Origin of the sequence: Pseudomonas sp. MIACH, from assembly GCF_001269925.1 — a bacterium.
In the GTDB taxonomy this organism is placed as follows: domain Bacteria; phylum Pseudomonadota; class Gammaproteobacteria; order Pseudomonadales; family Pseudomonadaceae; genus Aquipseudomonas.
The window spans coordinates 125058-145446 of the sequence record NZ_LHVO01000002.1; the positions used below are offsets into that span (position 1 = coordinate 125058).

A 20389-nucleotide genomic window follows, 5' to 3' on the forward strand; every position below is an offset into this window, starting at 1 on the left:
GGCTTGCCAGCGATAGAGGCCTGAAGAATATTTTCAGGCCTTCATCCTTCACCAGTTGTAAGAAACAGTCCCAAGCAGTGTACGACTGTCACCCCAGTAGCAGCGGCCCGCGTCGTTGCAGCCAGAAACATACTTCTTGTCGAACAGGTTCTTGGCGTTCACGTCCACTGACCAGTGCTTGTCGATCTGATAGCCGACAGCTGCGTCCACCAGAGTGACGCTCCCAGCATCCAGCTTTCCGTACAGACTTGGCTGGGTGTAAGAAAACGTACTGTCGAAATAGCGCACACCGCCGCCCAGGGACAAGCCCTTGAGTTGGCCATCGAGGAAGCGGTACTTGCCCCACACCGAGGCCTGGTTGCGCGGAACCCCCGTCATCTGATGCCCCTCGACCAGCGAGGTAGCGGAGTCCTTGGTAATACGAGCATCAGTGTAGGTGTAGGCTGCGGTCACATTCAGGTTGGGCGTGATGTTGCTGTTCACCTCGACCTCGGCACCTTTGGCCCGGCTTTCGCCTACCTGGCGGTAGCTGTTGGTGGTGGTGTCGAGGTAGGTGTCGTCTTCCTTGCGCAAGTCATACACCGACAGGGTCATCGCTGTATCCCAGCCGACCGGCTCGTACTTCACACCCACTTCGTACTGACTGCTGGTGATCGGCTTCAACGGTGAACCGGCGTTGGAGATCTGCTGTACAGGCACAAATGCGGTGGAGTAGCTGACGTACGGCGTCAGGCCGTTGTCGAACTGGTACATCACCCCGCCCTGGTAGGTAAACTTGCGGTCTTCGGAGCCGGTGTTGCTGGCCTTGTTGACCTTGTCGCGGTAATCACTGTCGACCCAGTCCTGGCGGCCGCCCAGCAGGAACAACCAGTGGTCATACTTGCTCTGGATTTGTGCATAAACACCCTTCATCTGCTGCTCGAGCAAGGTGTTTTGCACAGCCACTGGGGTAAGTGGCTCACGCAGGTACACTGGGTTATACACATTGATGGTGCCGGCGAAACCTGCGTCCCAATCCTGGTTGAACGAGGTGCGGTCATAACTGGCGCCGAACAACACCGTATTGTCCAGGTCCCCGACCTGGAATTTGCCTTCCAACTGGTTATCCAGGGAGTAGACCATCGACTTGTTGTAGCGGTCGTAGGCCGTCATGTTCAGTTGGGTGCCGAAACCACCATTGTTCAATGTGCTCGGCCAGGTTTCGTGACGGTTGATGCGCGATTGCATGTACCGCGAGTTCTGGCGGAACTGCCACTCATCATTGAAGCTGTGGCTGAATTCGTATCCGCTGCTCCAGGCTTCACGTTCGAACGTATTCCAGTCTGGGTCGCCGAGCATGGTGTGCTTGGACAGCTTTCCGTTCGGATTTGTAAGCAGGGTCCCCGCAGCGGGTAGGCCGAGTTCGAGATTGGTGTGATCCTTTTGGTAATTGGCCAACAGAGTGAGCGTGTTGAAGTCGTCGAAATTCAGGGTCAATGAAGGCGCGATGTACAGGCGATCATCAGGAACATGGTCAGTCTGCGTGTCAGACTTGCGGCCGAGCATCACAACCCGGCCAAGGATGTTTCCGCTGTCGTTGAGTGGACCAGAGATATCCACACCCAACTGACGCCGATTATTCGAGCCATAACCGAGCTGCACTTCACCTTGCGGCGTGGCAGTCGGATGTTTGCTCACCAGGTTCACTAAGCCGCCAGGCGCGTTTTCACCGTACAGCAGGGAAGAAGGCCCACGGAAGACTTCGACCCGCTCCAGGCCATAGGGCTCACTGGTGGTGTCGTACCGATTGCCTTGTACGCGCAGGCCATCTCGCAGCAGGCCGTAGCCGTAATCCGTGGCATTGAAACCGCGGATGAAGAACAAGTCACCCGCGAGACCGTCGCCAGCAGCAAAGGGCGGCGCGAAGATACCTGGCACGTAGCCCAATACTTCAGTCAGGGTCTGCGACTTCTGGTCCTTGATGCGCTGGCCGGTGACAACCGATACCGAACGCGGTGTTTCCGACAGAGGCGTGCTGGTCTTGGTACCGATACGGCTGTTTTGCGCTTTGTAGCCCACATCCCCGGCAACCTCTTGACTGAACCCCGCCGTTTGATAAGTGCTGACCGTGGTGGGCGCGAGCGTGAGTTGCCCTGTAGGAATGGCCTGCAGGACATAGCTGCCAGGCGCCTGAACTATCGCTTGTAACCCCGAGTTCTGCAGCAACAGTGCAAAACCTTGATCAACCGAATAGTCACCTTCCAGCCCGGTTGTGTTCAAGCGCGCGGTTTGCTGGGGCGAGAAAGACAGAATCACATTCGCCCTGGCGGCAAATTGGCTCAAGGCATTGTCCAGGGGACCGGCCGCAATGGCGTAATGCTGCACCGCGCTGGCGGCCATGGCATCACTGGATAGCAAAACACCGGCTGTGGCTGCCGTGCCGAGCAGCAGGCTGCACGTCATACCGTGGTAGGAAAGTCGCTGGCGGAGCTTGGTGCGAAGGCGCATAGGTGGGTAAGCCCTGAAGGTGGCGTCGTGATTACCTTTAGGGCCGTGCCAGGTAAAAAAAAGATAACCCCTTGTGAGGATATTTTTTGCGATCAAGCGATTCGCTTCACCGAAACCCAATAGCGAGTGAAGTATTTCACCTGAATAGGCAAGGTTGCCTGCAGATTCGCCAATACCGCATCGGTGGAATCCAGGCGGAAGGTCCCGGAAACACGTAGGCGTGCGCAAGCCAAGTCGCATTTCAGGACACCGGCACGGTAGCGGGCAAGGTCTTCGATCACATCCCCGAGGCGAGCATCCAATACGATCAGCTGCCCATCGACCCAGGCTGCCTGGGACCCGCTATACGTGTGGTCAAGCCCTACGTTTTGACGATCAAAGTCAGCGCTCTCACCGGCACCGAGCAGTCGAGCATGGTCGGGCTGGTCACCAGGGGACACACTTACGCGATCCTCCAGAACACCGACACGCGTGGAATCTGGCAACTGGCGTACTGTAAACCGTGTACCCAGTGCCTGGACTCGGCCCTGGCGGGTTTCGACATAAAAGGGCGTCTGCCCGCCCAACTTGCCGGTGTGGATATGTACTTCACCTTCACGCAGCCGGATCAAACGTTGGCGCCCATCGAATATCACGTCAATTGCCGTGCTGGTATTCAGATCAATCCGTGTGCCGTCAGCCAATGCGACACGCCGGCGTTCACCCACAGACGTCCGGTAGTCGGCCCATACATTGCCCAGGGAGGTATGTTGCTGAACATTCCAGCCCAGGCACCCGGTACCTCCCATTACCAGCATCCACTTCAATACCTGACGACGTTGTTGCGTGGTCGACAATGCCCGGCGGGTGAAATCCTGGGGCAGGGCGCCGAGACTGCGCTGCAATTGATCCATCTGGTTCCAAGCCGCCTGATGGGACGGATCGCCGTTGAGCCATTGTTGCCAGGCAAGCCGTTCAGCAGCCGTAGGCGTTTGGGATTGAAACTGTACATACCAGTTAGCAGCGGCCTCGAAGGTCTTGCGATCGGGGGCGGCCATTACAGGCTGGCCATGATCAGCGAGCATTCAGTCAACGCGCGGATCATGTGCTTCTTCACCGTGGTCAGCGACACCTGCAGTTGATGGGCGATCTGTTGATAAGTCAGCCCCTCGATCTGCGACAACAGGAAGATCTGTCGCGCTCGCTCACCGAGTCCAGACAGGGCTTTATCCACAGCCACCAGCGTCTCGAAGATAATGGCCTTGTCTTCTTCACTGATGGCCGTGGCTTCAGGCCGTTCGGCCAAGGTTTGCTTGTAGGCCTGTTCGATGGCATGCCGGCGATAACGGTCAATCACCAGGCCCCTGGCGATGGTCGCCAGGTAGTCACGCGGTTCAACGATCTGCGCGGCATGCCGCCCCCCCAAAATGCGCAAGAACGTATCGTGTGCCACATCTGCTGCATCGCAGGCGTTATGCAACTTGCCTTTGAGCCACCCGTGCAACCAGGAATGGTGCTGCTCGTAGATGTTCTGAACCGCAGCCGTGTGTGAAGAAGGGGGCATAGGGCATGACAAGCTAGGTTAATGATAATCGCTATTATTAACCGCCCCGCTGTTTTCTCACAATAGATCTCTTTTTGACGTACTCACCGCCGAATAGAAAGATTCGGTTGGCTTCGTCGTGGGCGAAATTCGCACCATTGCCGGATTTCTGTGGATTAAGCCCTGTGAATAACCGCCCCTGTACCCAGTTGATAACAGGGCTTGAAACCTGAGTAAAAACCCATCTGTGGATAACCACCTGTTTAATCCACAGGCTTAAAGCACTTATCCAAGGGCCTCATTGGCACATGACCACAGACTTTTGAAACGCTGTACACATTGTAAATAAAGGCCTGTAGAGATCTATCCACAGAAATCATGCTCAGTAGAAATAAACATAAAAACAAAGATTTAATAACTTTCTCTCTTTTAATTTCTATTGTCTGTGATTCATCCACAGCTGGTTAAATTTTGTGCAAAGGGTTCTTTAGGAAGGGCGAAGTCCCTATACTTGCCGCCAAAGCTCTAAAACCAGCTCAACCAATCAATTCCTAATTACCTACATAAGCAGGCACGAGGTGCGTGGTGGATTTCCCTTCCCGTTTTGAAGTGATCGTCATCGGCGGCGGTCATGCCGGTACCGAGGCAGCACTGGCGTCAGCACGCATGGGCGTAAAAACCCTGTTGTTGACGCATAACGTGGAAACCCTCGGTGCCATGAGTTGCAACCCCGCCATTGGTGGGATCGGCAAAAGCCACCTGGTCAAGGAAATCGACGCCCTTGGTGGCGTGATGGCCGAGGCTACCGACAAGGGTGGTATTCAATTTCGCGTGCTCAACAGCCGTAAAGGCCCGGCTGTACGTGCCACTCGGGCCCAAGCCGACCGCATCCTGTACAAAGCTGCGGTCCGCGAAACCCTGGAAAACCAGCCCAACCTGTGGATATTTCAACAAGCCGCCGATGACCTGATCGTCGAACAAGACGTTGTCCGTGGTGTTGTCACCCAAATGGGCCTGCGTTTCTTTGCAGAATCCGTGGTGTTGACCACCGGTACGTTCCTCGGCGGACTTATCCACATCGGTATGCAGAACTATTCGGGTGGTCGTGCCGGTGATCCGCCGTCGATTGCCTTGGCAAAACGCCTGCGTGAATTGCCTTTGCGTGTCGGACGCCTGAAAACCGGGACCCCTCCGCGTATCGACGGGCGTTCTGTGGATTTCTCGGTGATGACCGAACAAGCTGGCGATACGCCGATTCCGGTGATGTCGTTCATGGGTTCCAAGGAGCAACACCCCAAACAGGTGAGCTGCTGGATTACCCACACCAACGCCCGCACCCACGAAATCATCGCGGCGAACCTCGACCGCTCGCCGATGTACTCCGGAGTAATCGAAGGGATTGGCCCGCGTTACTGCCCATCGATCGAAGACAAGATCCACCGCTTTGCCGACAAGGAAAGCCACCAGGTCTTCATCGAGCCCGAAGGCCTGACCACCCACGAGCTGTACCCGAACGGGATTTCCACTTCCCTGCCGTTCGACGTGCAAATCCAGATCGTGCAATCGATTCGCGGCATGGAAAACGCGCACATCGTGCGTCCGGGCTACGCCATCGAATATGACTACTTCGACCCACGTGACCTGAAGTACAGCCTGGAAACCAAAGTGATCGGCGGTCTGTTCTTCGCCGGGCAAATCAACGGCACCACCGGTTACGAAGAAGCAGGTGCCCAAGGTTTGCTGGCCGGGACCAACGCCGCATTGCGTGCCCAGGGCAAAGAGAGCTGGTGCCCGCGTCGCGATGAAGCGTATATCGGCGTGTTGGTCGATGACCTGATTACCCTGGGAACCCAGGAACCGTATCGGATGTTCACTTCCCGTGCGGAATATCGCCTGATCCTGCGCGAAGACAACGCCGATCTGCGCCTGACCGAAAAAGGTCGTGAACTGGGCCTGGTCGATGACGCACGTTGGGCCGCCTTCTGCAAAAAACGCGAAAGCATCGAGCTCGAGGAGCAACGCCTGAAAAGTACTTGGGTTCGCCCGGGCACCGAGCAGGGCGATGCGATCGCGGAAAAATTCGGTACGCCGCTGACCCACGAGTACAACCTGCTGAACCTGCTGTCCCGCCCGGAGATCGATTACGCGGGTCTGGTCGAAGTGACCGGCGGCGGCGCAGATGATCCACAGGTTGCCGAGCAGGTCGAAATCAAGACCAAGTACGCCGGTTACATTGACCGCCAGCAGGACGAGATCGCTCGCCTGCGCGCCAGTGAAGACACCAAGCTGCCTGTGGATATCGACTACACCGGTATTTCCGGGTTGTCGAAAGAAATCCAAAGCAAGCTGGGGATAACTCGCCCTGAAACGCTTGGTCAGGCTTCACGTATCCCCGGCGTCACCCCGGCAGCCATTTCGCTGTTGATGATTCATTTGAAAAAACGCGGCGCGGGCCGTCAGTTGGAGCAAAGCGCTTGAGTTCGTTGGTCACCTCGCAACACGCCGAAGAGTTATCCACAGGTGCGCGCCAATTGGGCGTGGACTTGACCGAAGGCCAGCACGATTTGCTTTTGGGTTACCTGGCCCTGTTGATCAAGTGGAACAAGGCTTACAACCTGACGGCCGTGCGTGATCCCGACGAAATGGTTTCCCGTCACTTGCTCGACAGCCTGAGCGTGATGCCATTTATCGAAAACGGTCGTTGGCTTGACGTGGGCAGTGGTGGCGGTATGCCTGGCATTCCACTGGCTATCCTGTTTCCCGAGTCGCAGGTGACCTGCCTGGACAGCAACGGCAAGAAAACTCGTTTCCTGACCCAGGTCAAACTCGAACTCAAACTGGATAACCTGCAAGTTATCCACAGTCGCGTCGAAGCCTTTACGCCTGAACTGCCGTTCAACGGAATTGTTTCCCGGGCGTTCAGCAGCATGGAGAACTTCAGCAACTGGACCCGTCACCTGGGCGACCGTGACACCCGCTGGCTGGCAATGAAGGGCGTCCATCCAAGCGATGAGCTGTTAGCATTGCCGGCAGACTTCCACCTCGATAGCGAACACGCCTTGGCCGTACCCGGTTGCCAAGGCCAACGCCATCTGCTGATACTGCGCCGCACGGCATGATTGGGAACACAAGCAAGAATGGCTAAGGTATTCGCGATAGCGAACCAGAAAGGTGGCGTGGGCAAAACCACCACCTGCATCAACCTCGCAGCATCCCTGGTCGCCACCAAGCGCCGGGTGCTGTTGATCGATCTCGATCCACAGGGCAACGCCACCATGGGTAGCGGTGTGGATAAACACGGCCTGGAAAACTCGGTCTACGACTTGCTGATTGGCGAGTGCGACCTGGCCCAGGCCATGCACTACTCCGAGCATGGCGGTTATCAACTGCTGCCGGCCAACCGCGATTTGACTGCGGCGGAAGTGGTGCTGCTGGAAATGCAGATGAAGGAAAGCCGTCTGCGCAGTGCTTTGGCACCGATCCGCGAGAACTACGACTACATTTTGATCGACTGCCCACCGTCGCTGTCGATGCTCACGCTTAACGCATTGGTGGCTGCCGATGGGGTGATTATCCCCATGCAGTGCGAGTACTACGCGCTGGAAGGGTTGAGCGACCTTGTGGATAACATCAAGCGTATCGCCGAGCTGCTCAACCCGAACCTGCAGATCGAAGGCCTGCTGCGGACCATGTTCGATCCGCGCCTGAGCCTGATGAACGATGTGTCGGCGCAGCTCAAGGAACACTTTGGCGACCAGCTGTACGACACCGTGATTCCACGCAATATCCGCCTGGCCGAAGCGCCAAGCTATGGCATGCCCGCGCTGGCGTACGACAAATCATCGCGTGGTGCCATCGCCTACCTGGCATTGGCCGGCGAGATGGTCCGTCGCCAACGCCGCAACTCACGCACCGCTGCAGCCCAGCCAACTTAAGGAATTCCCATGGCCGTCAAGAAACGAGGTCTCGGACGTGGACTGGATGCACTGTTGAGTGGTCCGACCGTCACATCGCTTGAAGAACAAGCGGTGCAGGCTGAGGAGCGTGAGCTGCAGCACCTGCCCCTGGACCTGATCCAGCGCGGCAAATACCAGCCACGCCGTGACATGGACCCCCAGGCGCTCGAAGAACTGGCTAACTCGATCAAGGCCCAGGGCGTGATGCAGCCGATCGTGGTGCGCCCGATAGGCGGCGGCCGTTTTGAAATCATCGCCGGTGAACGCCGCTGGCGCGCCAGCCAACAGGCCGGCAAGGACACCATCCCGGCGATGGTGCGCGATGTACCGGATGAAACCGCGATCGCCATGGCGTTGATCGAGAATATCCAGCGTGAAGACCTCAATCCGATCGAAGAAGCGATCGCCTTGCAGCGTCTTCAGCAGGAATTCCAGTTGACCCAGCAGCAAGTGGCCGAGGCCGTGGGTAAATCCCGTGTCACCGTGTCCAACTTGCTGCGCCTGATCGCGCTGCCGGAAGTCATCAAGACGATGTTGTCCCATGGCGACCTGGAGATGGGTCACGCCCGTGCTTTGCTCGGTTTGCCGGAAAATCAACAGGTTGAAGGGGCGCGACACGTTGTCGCACGAGGGCTCACCGTTCGTCAGACCGAGGCCTTGGTTCGCCAGTGGCTCAGCGGCAAACCTGCACCGGTCGAAACGGCCAAACCTGATCCGGATATCGCGCGCCTTGAGCAACGCCTGGCCGAGCGCCTGGGCTCTGCGGTGCAAATTCGCCACGGGAAGAAAGGCAAAGGACAATTGGTCATCGGATATAACTCCCTTGATGAGCTTCAGGGCGTCCTTGCCCACATCCGCTGAAACATTTGCTTATGTAGCGCGTGATCGGAAATCACTACCCGGCAGTTGAATAGGGGCAGAACCGCCCCTATACTCTGCGCGCATTTTGTCGGCACAAATTATGCCAAGTTATTGATTTCCGGCAGCCGACTATTGAGGAGCAAGAGTGATGGAAACCCGCACGCCAAACACGTTGCCCTTCCATCGCTTGGCTGTTTTTCCGGTTTTATTGGCTCAATTTGTCATTTTGCTGATCGCCGCTTTGGCGCTTTGGTATTGGCATGGAGTCGTAGCCGGATATTCAGGACTTTGCGGAGGCCTGATAGCCTTGCTGCCCAATATGTATTTTGCTCACAGGGCCTTTCGGTTTTCCGGCGCCCGAGCAGCCCAGGCTATCGTCCGGTCTTTTTATGCCGGCGAGGCGGGGAAACTGATTTTGACGGCAGTGCTGTTTGCACTGACCTTTGCAGGTGTGAAGCCATTGGCGCCGCTGGCTGTATTCGGCGTCTTCGTGTTGACCCAACTGGTCAGCTGGTTCGCTCCCCTGCTAATGAAAACAAGACTTTCGAAACCTTAGGGCGTTTGAGGCAACCATGGCAGAAACAACCGCTTCGGGCTATATCCAGCACCACTTGCAGAACCTGACCTTCGGTCAGCTTCCCAACGGCGGCTGGGGCTTTGCCCACTCCGCAGCAGAAGCCAAAGAAATGGGCTTCTGGGCTTTCCACCTGGATACTCTGGGCTGGTCGGTCGCTTTGGGTCTGATCTTCGTCCTGATTTTCCGCATGGCGGCAAAGAAGGCGACTTCCGGTCAGCCAGGTGCTTTGCAGAACTTCGTTGAAGTATTGGTCGAATTCGTCGATGGCAGCGTGAAAGACAGCTTCCATGGCCGTAGCCCGGTGATTGCACCGCTGGCACTGACCATCTTCGTCTGGGTGTTCCTGATGAACGCCGTCGACCTGATCCCGGTTGACTGGATTCCTCAGTTGGCCATGGCGATTTCCGGCGACCCGCACATTCCATTCCGCGCTGTATCGACCACTGACCCGAACGCTACCCTGGGCATGGCCCTGTCGGTATTTGCGTTGATCATTTTCTACAGCATCAAGATCAAGGGCATCGGCGGCTTCATCGGCGAACTGACCCTGCACCCTTTCGGCAGCAAGAACATCTTCGTTCAAGCCCTGCTGATCCCGGTGAACTTCCTGCTGGAATTCGTCACCCTGATCGCCAAGCCGATCTCCCTGGCCCTGCGACTGTTCGGCAACATGTATGCCGGCGAGCTGGTGTTCATTCTGATCGCTGTGATGTTCGGCAGCGGCCTGCTCTGGCTTAGCGGCCTGGGCATTGTTCTGCAGTGGGCGTGGGCTGTGTTCCACATCCTGATCATTACCCTGCAGGCCTTCATCTTCATGATGCTGACCATCGTCTATCTGTCGATGGCGCACGAAGAGAACCATTAAGACCAGTCTCGACTAGTCTGATGTCCTTCCCGGTGAAACGGGAAGGTGGCCCACCAGGGCTATGAAACGATTTGTTTTACCGCTTTAAAATCTAAAAAACCTAAACCATACGACGTAAAAGTCGGGAGGAAAGATGGAAACTGTAGTTGGTCTAACCGCTATCGCTGTTGCACTGTTGATCGGCCTGGGCGCCCTGGGTACTGCCATTGGTTTCGGCCTGCTGGGCGGCAAGTTCCTGGAAGGCGCAGCGCGTCAGCCAGAAATGGTTCCAATGCTGCAAGTTAAAATGTTCATCGTTGCCGGCCTGCTCGACGCCGTGACCATGATCGGCGTTGGTATCGCTCTGTTCTTCACCTTCGCGAACCCCTTCGTTGGTCAACTCGCCGGTTAATCACTCGTTTTGCGAGTGATTGGTGTGTTGTGCAACGAATGAGCGAGGTATTGGCGTGAACATTAATGCAACCATTATTGGTCAGTCCTTAGCGTTCTTGATTTTTGTCGTTTTCTGCATGAAGTTCGTATGGCCTCCGGTCATCGCGGCTTTGCACGAACGTCAAAAGAAGATCGCGGATGGACTGGACGCTGCCGCACGAGCAGCTCGCGACCTGGAGTTGGCCCAAGATAAAGCGGGTCAGCAACTGCGCGAAGCGAAAGCTCAAGCAGCCGAAATCATTGAGCAAGCCAAGAAACGCGGTAACCAGATTGTTGAAGAGGCTGTTGAAAAAGCCCGTATCGACGCTGACCGTGTGAAGGTTCAGGCTCAAGCCGAGATCGAGCAGGAACTGAACGGTGTCAAAGATGCGCTGCGTGCCCAATTGGGTGCTCTGGCCGTCGGCGGTGCTGAGAAGATCCTGGGTGCCACAATTGATCAAAACGCGCACGCGGAGCTGGTTAACAAACTGGCTGCTGAAATTTAAGCGAGGGCGATCATGGCAGAATTGACCACGTTGGCCCGACCTTACGCTAAGGCAGCCTTCGAGCACGCCCAGGCCCACCAGCAGCTGGCCTCTTGGTCAGCCATGCTCGGCCTGGCTGCAGCAGTGTCGCAAGACGACACCATGCAGCGCGTGCTCAAGGCCCCGCGACTGACGAGCGCAGACAAGGCCGCCACTTTTATTGAAGTGTGCGGCGACAAGTTTGATGTGAAAGTGCAGAACTTCATCAATGTCATCGCCGAAAACGACCGTCTCCTGCTTTTGCCGGAGATTGCCGCTCTGTTCGACCTGTACAAGGCCGAGCAAGAGAAATCGGTAGACGTTGAAGTGACCAGTGCTTTTGCATTGAACCAAGAACAGCAAGACAAACTCGCCAAGGTTCTCAGTGCACGACTCGACCGGGAAGTGCGCCTGCAAGTTGCGGAAGACCCATCCCTTATTGGGGGTGTTGTCATTCGCGCCGGCGACCTGGTTATCGATGGCTCGATTCGCGGCAAACTCGCGAATCTTGCCGAAGCATTGAAATCTTGAGTTTGAAGGGGCAGCAGAGCAATGCAGCAACTCAATCCTTCCGAAATAAGTGAAATTATCAAGGGCCGCATCGACAAGCTCGATGTGACCTCCCAAGCCCGTAACGAAGGCACTGTCGTCAGCGTATCTGACGGCATCGTGCGGATTCACGGTCTGGCCGACGTTATGTACGGCGAGATGATCGAGTTTCCGGGCGGCGTCTTCGGTATGGCCCTCAACCTGGAGCAAGACTCCGTAGGTGCCGTTGTATTGGGCGCGTACACCAGTCTGGCTGAAGGCATGAGCGCCAAGTGCACAGGCCGCATCCTGGAGGTTCCGGTTGGTAAGGAACTGCTGGGTCGCGTAGTCGACGCACTGGGTAACCCTGTTGACGGTAAAGGTCCACTGGGCAACACCGAGACCGACGCGGTCGAGAAAGTTGCTCCAGGCGTGATCTGGCGTAAGTCGGTAGACCAGCCTGTACAGACTGGCTACAAGGCTGTCGATGCCATGATCCCAGTCGGCCGTGGCCAGCGTGAGCTGATCATCGGTGACCGTCAGATCGGTAAAACCGCTCTGGCGATCGACGCGATCATCAACCAGAAGAACAGCGGCATTTTCTGCGTCTACGTAGCCATCGGTCAGAAGCAATCGACCATCGCCAACGTGGTTCGCAAGCTGGAAGAAAACGGCGCCCTGGCCAACACGATCATCGTGGCTGCCAGTGCTTCGGAATCTCCTGCGCTGCAATTCCTGGCACCGTACTCCGGTTGCACCATGGGTGAATTCTTCCGCGACCGCGGTGAAGACGCGCTGATCGTTTATGACGATCTGTCCAAGCAAGCAGTGGCTTACCGCCAGATTTCCCTGCTGCTGCGCCGTCCACCAGGCCGTGAAGCTTACCCAGGCGACGTGTTCTATCTCCACTCCCGTCTGCTGGAACGCGCATCCCGCGTTTCCGAAGAATACGTAGAGAAGTTCACCAACGGCGCAGTGACCGGCAAAACCGGTTCCCTGACCGCATTGCCGATCATCGAAACCCAGGCTGGCGACGTTTCCGCGTTCGTTCCGACCAACGTGATTTCCATCACCGACGGTCAGATCTTCCTGGAATCGGCCATGTTCAACTCGGGCATCCGCCCTGCAGTGAACGCCGGTGTTTCGGTATCCCGTGTGGGTGGTGCCGCTCAGACCAAGATCATCAAGAAGCTCTCCGGTGGTATCCGTACCGCTCTGGCTCAGTACCGTGAACTGGCGGCATTCGCCCAGTTCGCTTCTGACCTGGACGAAGCGACCCGTAAGCAACTTGAGCATGGTCAGCGCGTTACCGAGCTGATGAAGCAGAAGCAATACGCCCCAATGTCGATCGCTGACATGGCGTTGTCGCTGTATGCCGCTGAGCGTGGGTTCCTGACCGACGTTGAAATCGCCAAGGTCGGCAGCTTTGAACAAGCGCTGATTGCTTACTTCAACCGCGATCACGCCGAATTGATGGCGAAGATCAACGTGAAGGGTGACTTCAATGACGATATCGACGCTGGCATGAAAGCCGGTATCGAGAAGTTCAAGGCCACCCAAACCTGGTAAGCCGCAGCGGGAGCCGCAAGGCTCCCGCTTGCTAACCTGATAGGTGTTACATGGCAGGCGCAAAAGAGATTCGCAGTAAGATTGCGAGCATCAAAAGCACGCAAAAAATTACCAGCGCCATGGAAAAAGTGGCGGTCAGCAAAATGCGCAAGGCACAAATGCGCATGGCTGCTAGCCGTCCTTATGCGGAGCGTATCCGCCAGGTAATTGGGCATCTGGCCAACGCCAACCCGGAATACCGCCACCCGTTCATGATCGAGCGCGCCGTCAAGCGTGTGGGTTATGTGGTAGTGAGCAGTGACCGTGGTTTGTGCGGTGGTTTGAATACCAACCTGTTCAAGGCCCTGGTCAAGGACATGGCGGTAAACCGCGAAAACGGCGTCGAGATCGATCTGTGTGTTGTTGGTAGCAAGGGTGCGGCCTTTTTCCGCAACTTCGGCGGTAACGTCGTTGCAGCTATCAGCCACCTGGGTGAAGAGCCGTCGATCAATGATTTGATCGGCAGTGTGAAGGTGATGCTGGATGCGTACCTGGAAGGCCGGATTGACCGCCTCTCCGTGGTATCCAACAAGTTCATCAACACCATGACCCAGCAGCCAACCGTGGAGCAATTGATTCCACTGGTGGCGACTCCGGATCAGGAACTCAAGCACCACTGGGACTACCTCTACGAACCAGACGCCAAAGAGCTGCTTGACGGCTTGATGGTGCGCTACGTGGAGTCGCAGGTGTACCAGGCGGTGGTCGAGAACAACGCAGCTGAACAAGCGGCGCGGATGATCGCGATGAAAAACGCTACCGATAACGCCGGTGATCTGATCAGCGATTTGCAGCTGATCTACAACAAGGCGCGTCAGGCTGCGATCACCCAAGAGATCTCGGAAATCGTCGGCGGCGCTGCCGCGGTTTAACGGTTCAAATATTCAGAGGATCCAGCTATGAGTAGCGGACGTATCGTTCAAATCATCGGCGCCGTTATCGACGTGGAATTTCCACGCGACAGCGTACCGAGCATCTACAACGCGCTGAAAGTACAAGGCGCGGAAACTACTCTGGAAGTTCAGCAGCAGCTGGGCGACGGCGTAGTTCGTACCATTGCGATGGGTTCCACCGAAGGCTTGAAGCGCGGTCTGGACGTTATCGACTCTGGCGCTGCCATCTCCGTACCGGTCGGTAAAGCGACCCTGGGCCGGATCATGGACGTACTGGGCAACCCGATTGACGAAGCTGGCCCGATCGACACCGAAGAGCGCTGGGGCATTCACCGTCCAGCACCTTCGTTCGCGGAACAAGCTGGCGGCAACGACCTGCTGGAAACCGGCATCAAGGTTATCGACCTGGTTTGCCCGTTCGCCAAGGGCGGTAAAGTCGGTCTGTTCGGTGGTGCCGGTGTAGGCAAGACCGTAAACATGATGGAACTGATCCGTAACATCGCCATCGAGCACAGCGGTTATTCCGTGTTCGCCGGTGTGGGTGAGCGTACTCGTGAGGGTAACGACTTCTACCACGAGATGAAGGACTCCAACGTTCTGGACAAAGTGGCACTGGTTTACGGTCAGATGAACGAGCCGCCGGGAAACCGTCTGCGCGTAGCACTGACTGGCCTGACCATGGCCGAGAAGTTCCGTGACGAAGGTAACGACGTTCTGCTGTTCGTCGACAACATCTACCGTTACACCCTGGCCGGTACTGAAGTATCCGCACTGCTGGGCCGTATGCCTTCCGCAGTAGGTTACCAGCCGACCCTGGCTGAAGAGATGGGCGTTCTGCAAGAACGTATCACTTCGACCAAGGAAGGTTCGATCACTTCGATCCAAGCGGTATACGTACCTGCGGATGACTTGACCGACCCATCGCCTGCGACCACCTTCGCCCACTTGGACGCCACCGTCGTTCTGTCCCGTGACATCGCTTCCCTGGGTATCTACCCGGCGGTCGATCCACTCGACTCGACTTCGCGCCAGCTGGACCCGAACGTGATCGGCCAGGAGCACTACGACACCGCTCGCGGCGTTCAGTACGTGCTGCAGCGTTACAAAGAACTGAAGGACATCATTGCGATCCTGGGTATGGACGAGCTGTCGGAAGCCGACAAGCAGTTGGTAAACCGTGCTCGTAAGATCCAGCGCTTCTTGTCGCAGCCGTTCTTCGTGGCTGAAGTCTTCACCGGTGCTTCGGGTAAATACGTTTCCCTGAAAGACACCATTGCTGGCTTCAAAGGCATCCTCAACGGTGACTACGACCACCTGCCAGAACAAGCGTTCTACATGGTCGGCGGCATCGAAGAAGCGATCGAGAAAGCCAAGAAACTGTAATCCAAGCGCCCGGAAACGGGCGCTCATCAGGTTGAGGCAATCAGATGGCTATGACAGTCCATTGCGATATCGTCAGCGCGGAAGGGGAAATCTTCTCCGGTCTGGTGGAGTTTGTGACAGCGCACGGTGACCTGGGTGATCTTGGTATCGCCATGGGCCACGCACCGCTGATCACCAGCTTGAAGCCAGGTCCGATCACTCTGACCAAGCAAGGCGGGGAACGTGAGGTGTTTTACATCTCCGGTGGTTTCCTCGAGGTTCAGCCGAACATGGTCAAGGTACTTGCCGACACCGTGCAACGTGCTGGCGATCTGGATGAAGCCTCCGCTCAGGAAGCCGTCAAGGCTGCCGAGAAGGCCCTGAACGAAAAGGGTGCGGACTTCGACTACAGCGCTGCTGCTGTACGTCTGGCCGAGGCTGCAGCTCAGCTGCGCACGCTCCAGCAGATCCGCAAGAAGTAAGCGGCCACGCCGTGATGCTTATGCGCGATTGATTAAAAAGGGTAGCCTCGGCTACCCTTTTTCTTTTTTAGCAAAATACATCTTTGGTCTGAAGCCGGGACCGTCCAGGATTGGTAGCCATTCATGTCTCTTGAAATCGTCATTCTCGCCGCAGGCCAGGGCACCCGCATGCGTTCGGCCCTGCCCAAGGTGCTGCACCCGATTGCGGGCAATTCCATGCTTGGGCATGTTATCCACAGCGCTCGACAGTTGGACCCACAACGTATCCACGTAGTGATCGGTCATGGTGCCGATGTGGTGCGTGAGCGCTTGGCCGCAGATGACCTGAATTTCGTATTGCAGGACAAACAACTTGGCACCGGTCATGCCACCGCCCAAGCGGTGCCGTTTATCACGGCCGATACCGTGCTGATCCTCTACGGCGATGTGCCGCTGATTGAAGTGCAAACCCTGCAACGCCTGCTCAAGCACGTAGTGCCTGGCCAGATGGGCCTGCTCACCGTCGAACTGGATGACCCCACCGGCTACGGGCGCATCGTGCGCGACGCAGAAGGCAAGGTCACGGCCATCGTCGAACACAAGGACGCCAGCGAAGCCCAGCGCGCTATCACCGAAGGCAATACCGGGATCCTCGCGGTGCCGGCCGATCGTCTTGCCGACTGGATGAGCCGCCTGTCCAACAACAACGCCCAAGGCGAGTACTACCTCACCGACGTGATCGAGATGGCCGTGAGTGATGGCCTGCTGGTCGCCACCGAACAGCCCCATGATCCGATGGAAGTGCAGGGCGCCAATGATCGCAAGCAACTGGCCGAACTGGAACGTCACTACCAACTGCGCGAAGGCCGCCGCCTGATGGCCCAGGGCGTCACTCTGCGCGACCCGGCACGCTTTGACGTGCGCGGTGAAGTCACCGTGGGCCGCGACGTGCTGATCGACATCAACGTGATCCTCGAAGGTCGCGTAATCATCGAAGACGACGTGGTCATCGGCCCGAACTGCGTGATCAAGGACAGCACCCTGCGCAAGGGCGTGGTGATCAAGGCCAACAGCCATATCGACGGTGCGGTGATGGGCGAGGGCAGCGATGCCGGCCCGTTTGCGCGCTTGCGTCCGGGCACAGTGATGGGTGCCAGGGCGCACGTCGGCAATTTCGTCGAACTGAAAAACGCACAAATGGGCGACGACGCAAAGGCCGGTCACCTGGCTTACCTCGGTGACGCGGTGATCGGCGCCCGCAGCAACATCGGCGCTGGCGCAATCACCTGCAACTACGACGGTGCCAACAAGTACCAGACCACTATTGGTGAGGACGTCTTCATCGGCTCGAATAACTCGCTGATTGCGCCAGTGACTATCGGTGATGGTTCGAACACTGCCGCAGGCTCAACCATCAATCAGGATGTGGATAAGTCCCAACTGGCCGTGGCCCGTGCACGCCAACGTAACATCGACGGCTGGAAACGCCCGGTCAAAATCAAAAAGACCTGAGTTATCCACAGTCTAATCAGCAGTACTACCCAAATGTGGGAGGGGACAAACCCCCTCCCACATTTGTCGTGTGTTGTTCGAAAAATCTGTTCCCGACGCTTGACGATATCTTGCCAATAGGTTTTGATTGCCTTCGTTATCTTTCGAAACGAAACTTATCATCATCATGTCGAAACGAAATACACCCCAACGACGCCACAACATCCTGACCTTGCTCAACGAACAGGGCGAAGTCAGCGTGGACGAATTGGCCAAGCGTTTCGAAACCTCGGAAGTCACCATCCGCAAGGACTTGGCCGCGCTCGAAAGTAACGGCCTGTTGCTGCGCCGTTACGGTGGTGCGATCACCATGCCTCAGGAACTGGTGGGCGACCCCGCCCAACCGGTCTCGGCCTACAAGCGTGCGATCGCCCGTGCTGCCGTGATGCGTTTGCGTGAGCACGCCCGCATCATCATCGACAGCGGCAGCACCACCGCCGCCATGATCCCGGAACTGGGCCACCAGCCCGGCCTGGTGGTCATGACTAACTCCCTGCACGTGGCCAGCGCCTTGAGCGAACTGGAACACGAGCCGGTGTTGTTGATGACCGGTGGCACCTGGGACCCGCATTCGGACTCGTTCCAGGGGCAGGTCGCCGAGCAGGTGTTGCGTTCCTACGACTTTGATCAACTGTTCATCGGCGCCGATGGCATCGATCTGCAGCGTGGCACCACCACCTTCAACGAATTACTGGGCCTGAGCCGTGTGATGGCCGAGGTCGCCCGTGAAGTGGTGGTGATGGTCGAATCCGACAAGATCGGCCGCAAGATTCCCAACCTGGAACTGCCCTGGAGCAGCGTCCATACCCTGATTACCGATGATCGCCTGCCGCTTGAGGCCCGCGACCAGATCCAAGCCCGCGGCATTACGCTGATATGCGCGGCAATCATCTAGGAGAAGCAGCATGTGTGGAATTGTTGGCGCAGTCGCCGAACGTAACGTAACGGCCATCCTGCTTGAAGGCCTCAAGCGCCTGGAATACCGCGGCTACGACAGTGCGGGCGTGGCCGTCTTCACCAACGCGGGCAAGCTTGAGCGCATGCGCCGCCCAGGCAAGGTCAGCGAGTTGGAGCAGGCGTTGGCCGGCGAGCCGCTGGTAGGTCGCCTGGGCATTGCCCACACCCGCTGGGCTACCCACGGCGCGCCGTGCGAACGCAACGCCCACCCGCACTTCTCCGGCGACCTGGCCGTGGTGCACAACGGCATCATCGAAAACCACGAAGTGCTGCGTGAACAACTGAAAGGCATGGGCTACGTCTTCACCTCGGACACCGACACCGAAGTCATCGCCCACCTGCTCAACCACAAGCTCAAGGACCACAGCGACCTGACCACCGCCCTCAAGGCCACGGTCAAGGAACTGCACGGCGCCTACGGTCTGGCCGTGGTCAGCGCCAGCCAACCGGACCGCGTGGTTGCCGCCCGCAGTGGCAGCCCGCTGGTGATCGGCCTGGGCCTGGGAGAGAACTTCCTCGCCTCCGACCAACTGGCCCTGCGCCAGGTGACAGACCGCTTCATGTACCTGGAAGAAGGCGATATTGCCGACATCCGTCGTGAAAGCGTGGCGATCTGGGACGTGAACGGCAATTCCGTCGAGCGCGAAGCGGTGCAATACCGCGATGGTGCCGAAGCTGCCGACAAGGGCGAGTTCCGTCACTTCATGCTCAAGGAAATCCACGAACAGCCATCCGTGGTGCAACGCACCCTGGAAGGCCGCCTTGGCGACAAGCAAGTGCTGGTCAATGCCTTCGGCCCGCAAGCCGCCGAGCTGTTCGCCAAAGTGCGCAATGTGCAGATTGTCGCCTGTGGCACCAGCTACCACGCCGGCATGGTTGCCCGTTACTGGCTGGAAGAACTGGCCGGCATCCCGTGCCAGGTCGAAGTCGCCAGCGAGTTCCGCTACCGCAAGGTGGTGGTGCAGCCCGACACGCTGTTCGTGACCATTTCCCAGTCCGGCGAAACCGCCGACACCCTGGCCGCGCTGCGCAACGCCAAGGAACTGGGCTTCCTCGCCAGCCTGGCGATCTGCAACGTCAGCATCAGCTCCCTGGTACGTGAGTCCGACCTGACCCTGCTGACCCAGGCCGGTCGCGAAATCGGCGTGGCCTCCACCAAAGCGTTCACCACCCAGTTGGTCGGCCTGTTGCTGCTGACCCTGTCCCTGGGCCAGGTTCGCGGCACCTTGGCTGCCGGCGTCGAAGCCACCCTGGTGGAAGAACTGCGCCGCCTGCCGACCCGCCTGGGCGAAGCCTTGGCCATGGACAGCACTGTGGAAAAAGTCGCCGAGCTGTTCGCCGACAAGAACCACACTCTGTTCCTCGGCCGTGGCGCGCAGTACCCGGTGGCGATGGAAGGCTCGCTGAAGCTCAAGGAAATTTCGTACATCCACGCCGAAGCCTACCCGGCCGGTGAGCTCAAACACGGCCCGTTGGCCCTGGTGGACGACGACATGCCGGTGGTCACCGTCGCGCCGAACAACGAACTGCTGGAGAAGCTCAAGTCCAACCTGCAGGAAGTCCGCGCCCGTGGCGGCCAACTGATCGTGTTCGCCGACGAAAAAGCCGGCATGACCAACGGCGAAGGCACCCACGTCATCAACATGCCGCACATCCACGACACCCTGTCGCCGATCCTCTACACCATCCCGCTGCAACTGCTGTCGTACTACGTCGCCGTGCTCAAAGGCACCGACGTTGACCAGCCGCGTAACCTGGCGAAGTCGGTGACGGTGGAGTAACCCGCTCTACCCTGGAGGTCCACCCGGACCTCCAGATCCCCGCGA

19 protein-coding genes are annotated in these 20389 nt (G+C 57.7%); 16 read left to right on the forward strand and 3 right to left on the reverse strand.

The window, feature by feature from the left end:
- Positions 1-48 precede the first annotated feature (48 nt).
- From AD670_RS00615 to AD670_RS00625, 3 genes are all read right to left on the reverse strand, one after another.
- Positions 49-2487 (reverse strand): TonB-dependent siderophore receptor, encoded by a 2439-nt coding sequence (locus AD670_RS00615; RefSeq protein ID WP_053127442.1) that lies wholly within the window; start codon positions 2485-2487, stop codon positions 49-51.
- 92 nt (positions 2488-2579) lie between these two features.
- Positions 2580-3524, reverse strand: a complete 945-nt coding sequence (locus AD670_RS00620) for a FecR domain-containing protein (RefSeq protein ID WP_053127444.1) — start codon at positions 3522-3524, stop codon at positions 2580-2582.
- On the reverse strand, positions 3524-4030 hold the full coding sequence (locus AD670_RS00625) for a sigma-70 family RNA polymerase sigma factor (RefSeq protein WP_053127445.1): 507 nt from the start codon (positions 4028-4030) through the stop codon (positions 3524-3526). The genes AD670_RS00620 and AD670_RS00625 overlap by 1 nt, the downstream gene beginning before the upstream one ends.
- 564 nt (positions 4031-4594) lie before the next feature.
- On the opposite strand from AD670_RS00625, the gene mnmG reads away from it, so the two are divergent.
- The 16 genes from mnmG to glmS all read left to right on the forward strand — a co-directional run bounded on the left by mnmG (position 4595) and on the right by glmS (position 20344).
- Positions 4595-6487, forward strand: coding sequence for a tRNA uridine-5-carboxymethylaminomethyl(34) synthesis enzyme MnmG (gene mnmG, locus AD670_RS00630; protein ID WP_053127447.1), 1893 nt, complete (start codon positions 4595-4597; stop codon positions 6485-6487).
- Positions 6484-7128: a 16S rRNA (guanine(527)-N(7))-methyltransferase RsmG gene (rsmG, locus tag AD670_RS00635; RefSeq protein ID WP_053127450.1), complete on the forward strand. Its 645-nt coding sequence runs from the start codon at positions 6484-6486 to the stop codon at positions 7126-7128. The genes mnmG and rsmG overlap by 4 nt, the downstream gene beginning before the upstream one ends.
- Positions 7129-7146: 18 nt before the next feature.
- A complete protein-coding gene (locus AD670_RS00640) occupies positions 7147-7944 on the forward strand; it encodes a ParA family protein (RefSeq protein ID WP_016978715.1) in 798 nt (265 codons plus the stop codon).
- Positions 7945-7953: 9 nt separating this feature from the next.
- A complete protein-coding gene (locus AD670_RS00645) occupies positions 7954-8826 on the forward strand; it encodes a ParB/RepB/Spo0J family partition protein (protein ID WP_053127452.1) in 873 nt (290 codons plus the stop codon).
- 148 nt (positions 8827-8974) lie between these two features.
- The gene (locus AD670_RS00650) at positions 8975-9382 is read left to right on the forward strand and encodes a F0F1 ATP synthase subunit I (protein ID WP_010565865.1); all 408 of its coding nucleotides are present in this window, start codon (positions 8975-8977) and stop codon (positions 9380-9382) included.
- 16 nt (positions 9383-9398) lie between these two features.
- Positions 9399-10268 carry a F0F1 ATP synthase subunit A gene (gene atpB, locus AD670_RS00655; RefSeq protein WP_017736231.1) on the forward strand — a complete coding sequence of 290 codons (870 nt, stop codon included), beginning with the start codon at positions 9399-9401 and terminating at the stop codon, positions 10266-10268.
- A gap of 133 nt (positions 10269-10401) precedes the next feature.
- Positions 10402-10659, forward strand: a complete 258-nt coding sequence (atpE, locus tag AD670_RS00660; RefSeq protein WP_002555987.1) for a F0F1 ATP synthase subunit C — start codon at positions 10402-10404, stop codon at positions 10657-10659.
- A gap of 55 nt (positions 10660-10714) precedes the next feature.
- Entirely contained in the window at positions 10715-11185 is a 471-nt protein-coding gene (locus tag AD670_RS00665) for a F0F1 ATP synthase subunit B (protein ID WP_008439543.1), read from the forward strand.
- A 12-nt stretch (positions 11186-11197) separates the two neighbouring features.
- Complete coding sequence (locus AD670_RS00670) at positions 11198-11734, forward strand: F0F1 ATP synthase subunit delta (RefSeq protein WP_053127454.1); 537 nt, start codon at positions 11198-11200, stop codon at positions 11732-11734.
- A 21-nt stretch (positions 11735-11755) separates the two neighbouring features.
- Positions 11756-13300 (forward strand): F0F1 ATP synthase subunit alpha, encoded by a 1545-nt coding sequence (atpA, locus tag AD670_RS00675; RefSeq protein ID WP_053127456.1) that lies wholly within the window; start codon positions 11756-11758, stop codon positions 13298-13300.
- A 50-nt stretch (positions 13301-13350) separates the two neighbouring features.
- Complete coding sequence (gene atpG / locus AD670_RS00680; RefSeq protein WP_003195829.1) at positions 13351-14211, forward strand: F0F1 ATP synthase subunit gamma; 861 nt, start codon at positions 13351-13353, stop codon at positions 14209-14211.
- A 27-nt stretch (positions 14212-14238) separates the two neighbouring features.
- Positions 14239-15615 carry a F0F1 ATP synthase subunit beta gene (atpD, locus tag AD670_RS00685; RefSeq protein ID WP_003177062.1) on the forward strand — a complete coding sequence of 459 codons (1377 nt, stop codon included), beginning with the start codon at positions 14239-14241 and terminating at the stop codon, positions 15613-15615.
- A 44-nt stretch (positions 15616-15659) separates the two neighbouring features.
- Positions 15660-16076 carry a F0F1 ATP synthase subunit epsilon gene (locus AD670_RS00690; RefSeq protein WP_003195825.1) on the forward strand — a complete coding sequence of 139 codons (417 nt, stop codon included), beginning with the start codon at positions 15660-15662 and terminating at the stop codon, positions 16074-16076.
- Positions 16077-16199: 123 nt separating this feature from the next.
- Positions 16200-17567 (forward strand): bifunctional UDP-N-acetylglucosamine diphosphorylase/glucosamine-1-phosphate N-acetyltransferase GlmU, encoded by a 1368-nt coding sequence (gene glmU, locus AD670_RS00695; protein WP_053127458.1) that lies wholly within the window; start codon positions 16200-16202, stop codon positions 17565-17567.
- 163 nt (positions 17568-17730) lie between these two features.
- Complete coding sequence (locus AD670_RS00700; protein ID WP_172681432.1) at positions 17731-18501, forward strand: DeoR/GlpR family DNA-binding transcription regulator; 771 nt, start codon at positions 17731-17733, stop codon at positions 18499-18501.
- Positions 18502-18511: 10 nt separating this feature from the next.
- Positions 18512-20344, forward strand: a complete 1833-nt coding sequence (glmS, locus tag AD670_RS00705; RefSeq protein WP_053127460.1) for a glutamine--fructose-6-phosphate transaminase (isomerizing) — start codon at positions 18512-18514, stop codon at positions 20342-20344.
- Positions 20345-20389: the final 45 nt, after the last annotated feature.

Excerpts from the sequence above, each read along its gene's own strand:
- AD670_RS00615 (WP_053127442.1), bottom strand. The coding sequence starts at position 2,487 with ATGCGCCTTCGCACCAAGCTCCGCCAGCGACTTTCCTACCACGGTATG.
- AD670_RS00650 (WP_010565865.1), top strand. The coding sequence starts at position 8,975 with ATGGAAACCCGCACGCCAAACACGTTGCCCTTCCATCGCTTGGCTGTT.
- atpD (WP_003177062.1), top strand. The coding sequence starts at position 14,239 with ATGAGTAGCGGACGTATCGTTCAAATCATCGGCGCCGTTATCGACGTG.
- AD670_RS00690 (WP_003195825.1), top strand. The coding sequence starts at position 15,660 with ATGGCTATGACAGTCCATTGCGATATCGTCAGCGCGGAAGGGGAAATC.
- glmU (WP_053127458.1), top strand. The coding sequence starts at position 16,200 with ATGTCTCTTGAAATCGTCATTCTCGCCGCAGGCCAGGGCACCCGCATG.
- AD670_RS00625 (WP_053127445.1), bottom strand. The coding sequence starts at position 4,030 with ATGCCCCCTTCTTCACACACGGCTGCGGTTCAGAACATCTACGAGCAG.
- AD670_RS00645 (WP_053127452.1), top strand. The coding sequence starts at position 7,954 with ATGGCCGTCAAGAAACGAGGTCTCGGACGTGGACTGGATGCACTGTTG.
- AD670_RS00620 (WP_053127444.1), bottom strand. The coding sequence starts at position 3,524 with ATGGCCGCCCCCGATCGCAAGACCTTCGAGGCCGCTGCTAACTGGTAT.
- AD670_RS00640 (WP_016978715.1), top strand. The coding sequence starts at position 7,147 with ATGGCTAAGGTATTCGCGATAGCGAACCAGAAAGGTGGCGTGGGCAAA.
- AD670_RS00670 (WP_053127454.1), top strand. The coding sequence starts at position 11,198 with ATGGCAGAATTGACCACGTTGGCCCGACCTTACGCTAAGGCAGCCTTC.
- atpG (WP_003195829.1), top strand. The coding sequence starts at position 13,351 with ATGGCAGGCGCAAAAGAGATTCGCAGTAAGATTGCGAGCATCAAAAGC.
- atpE (WP_002555987.1), top strand. The coding sequence starts at position 10,402 with ATGGAAACTGTAGTTGGTCTAACCGCTATCGCTGTTGCACTGTTGATC.
- glmS (WP_053127460.1), top strand. The coding sequence starts at position 18,512 with ATGTGTGGAATTGTTGGCGCAGTCGCCGAACGTAACGTAACGGCCATC.
- atpA (WP_053127456.1), top strand. The coding sequence starts at position 11,756 with ATGCAGCAACTCAATCCTTCCGAAATAAGTGAAATTATCAAGGGCCGC.
- atpB (WP_017736231.1), top strand. The coding sequence starts at position 9,399 with ATGGCAGAAACAACCGCTTCGGGCTATATCCAGCACCACTTGCAGAAC.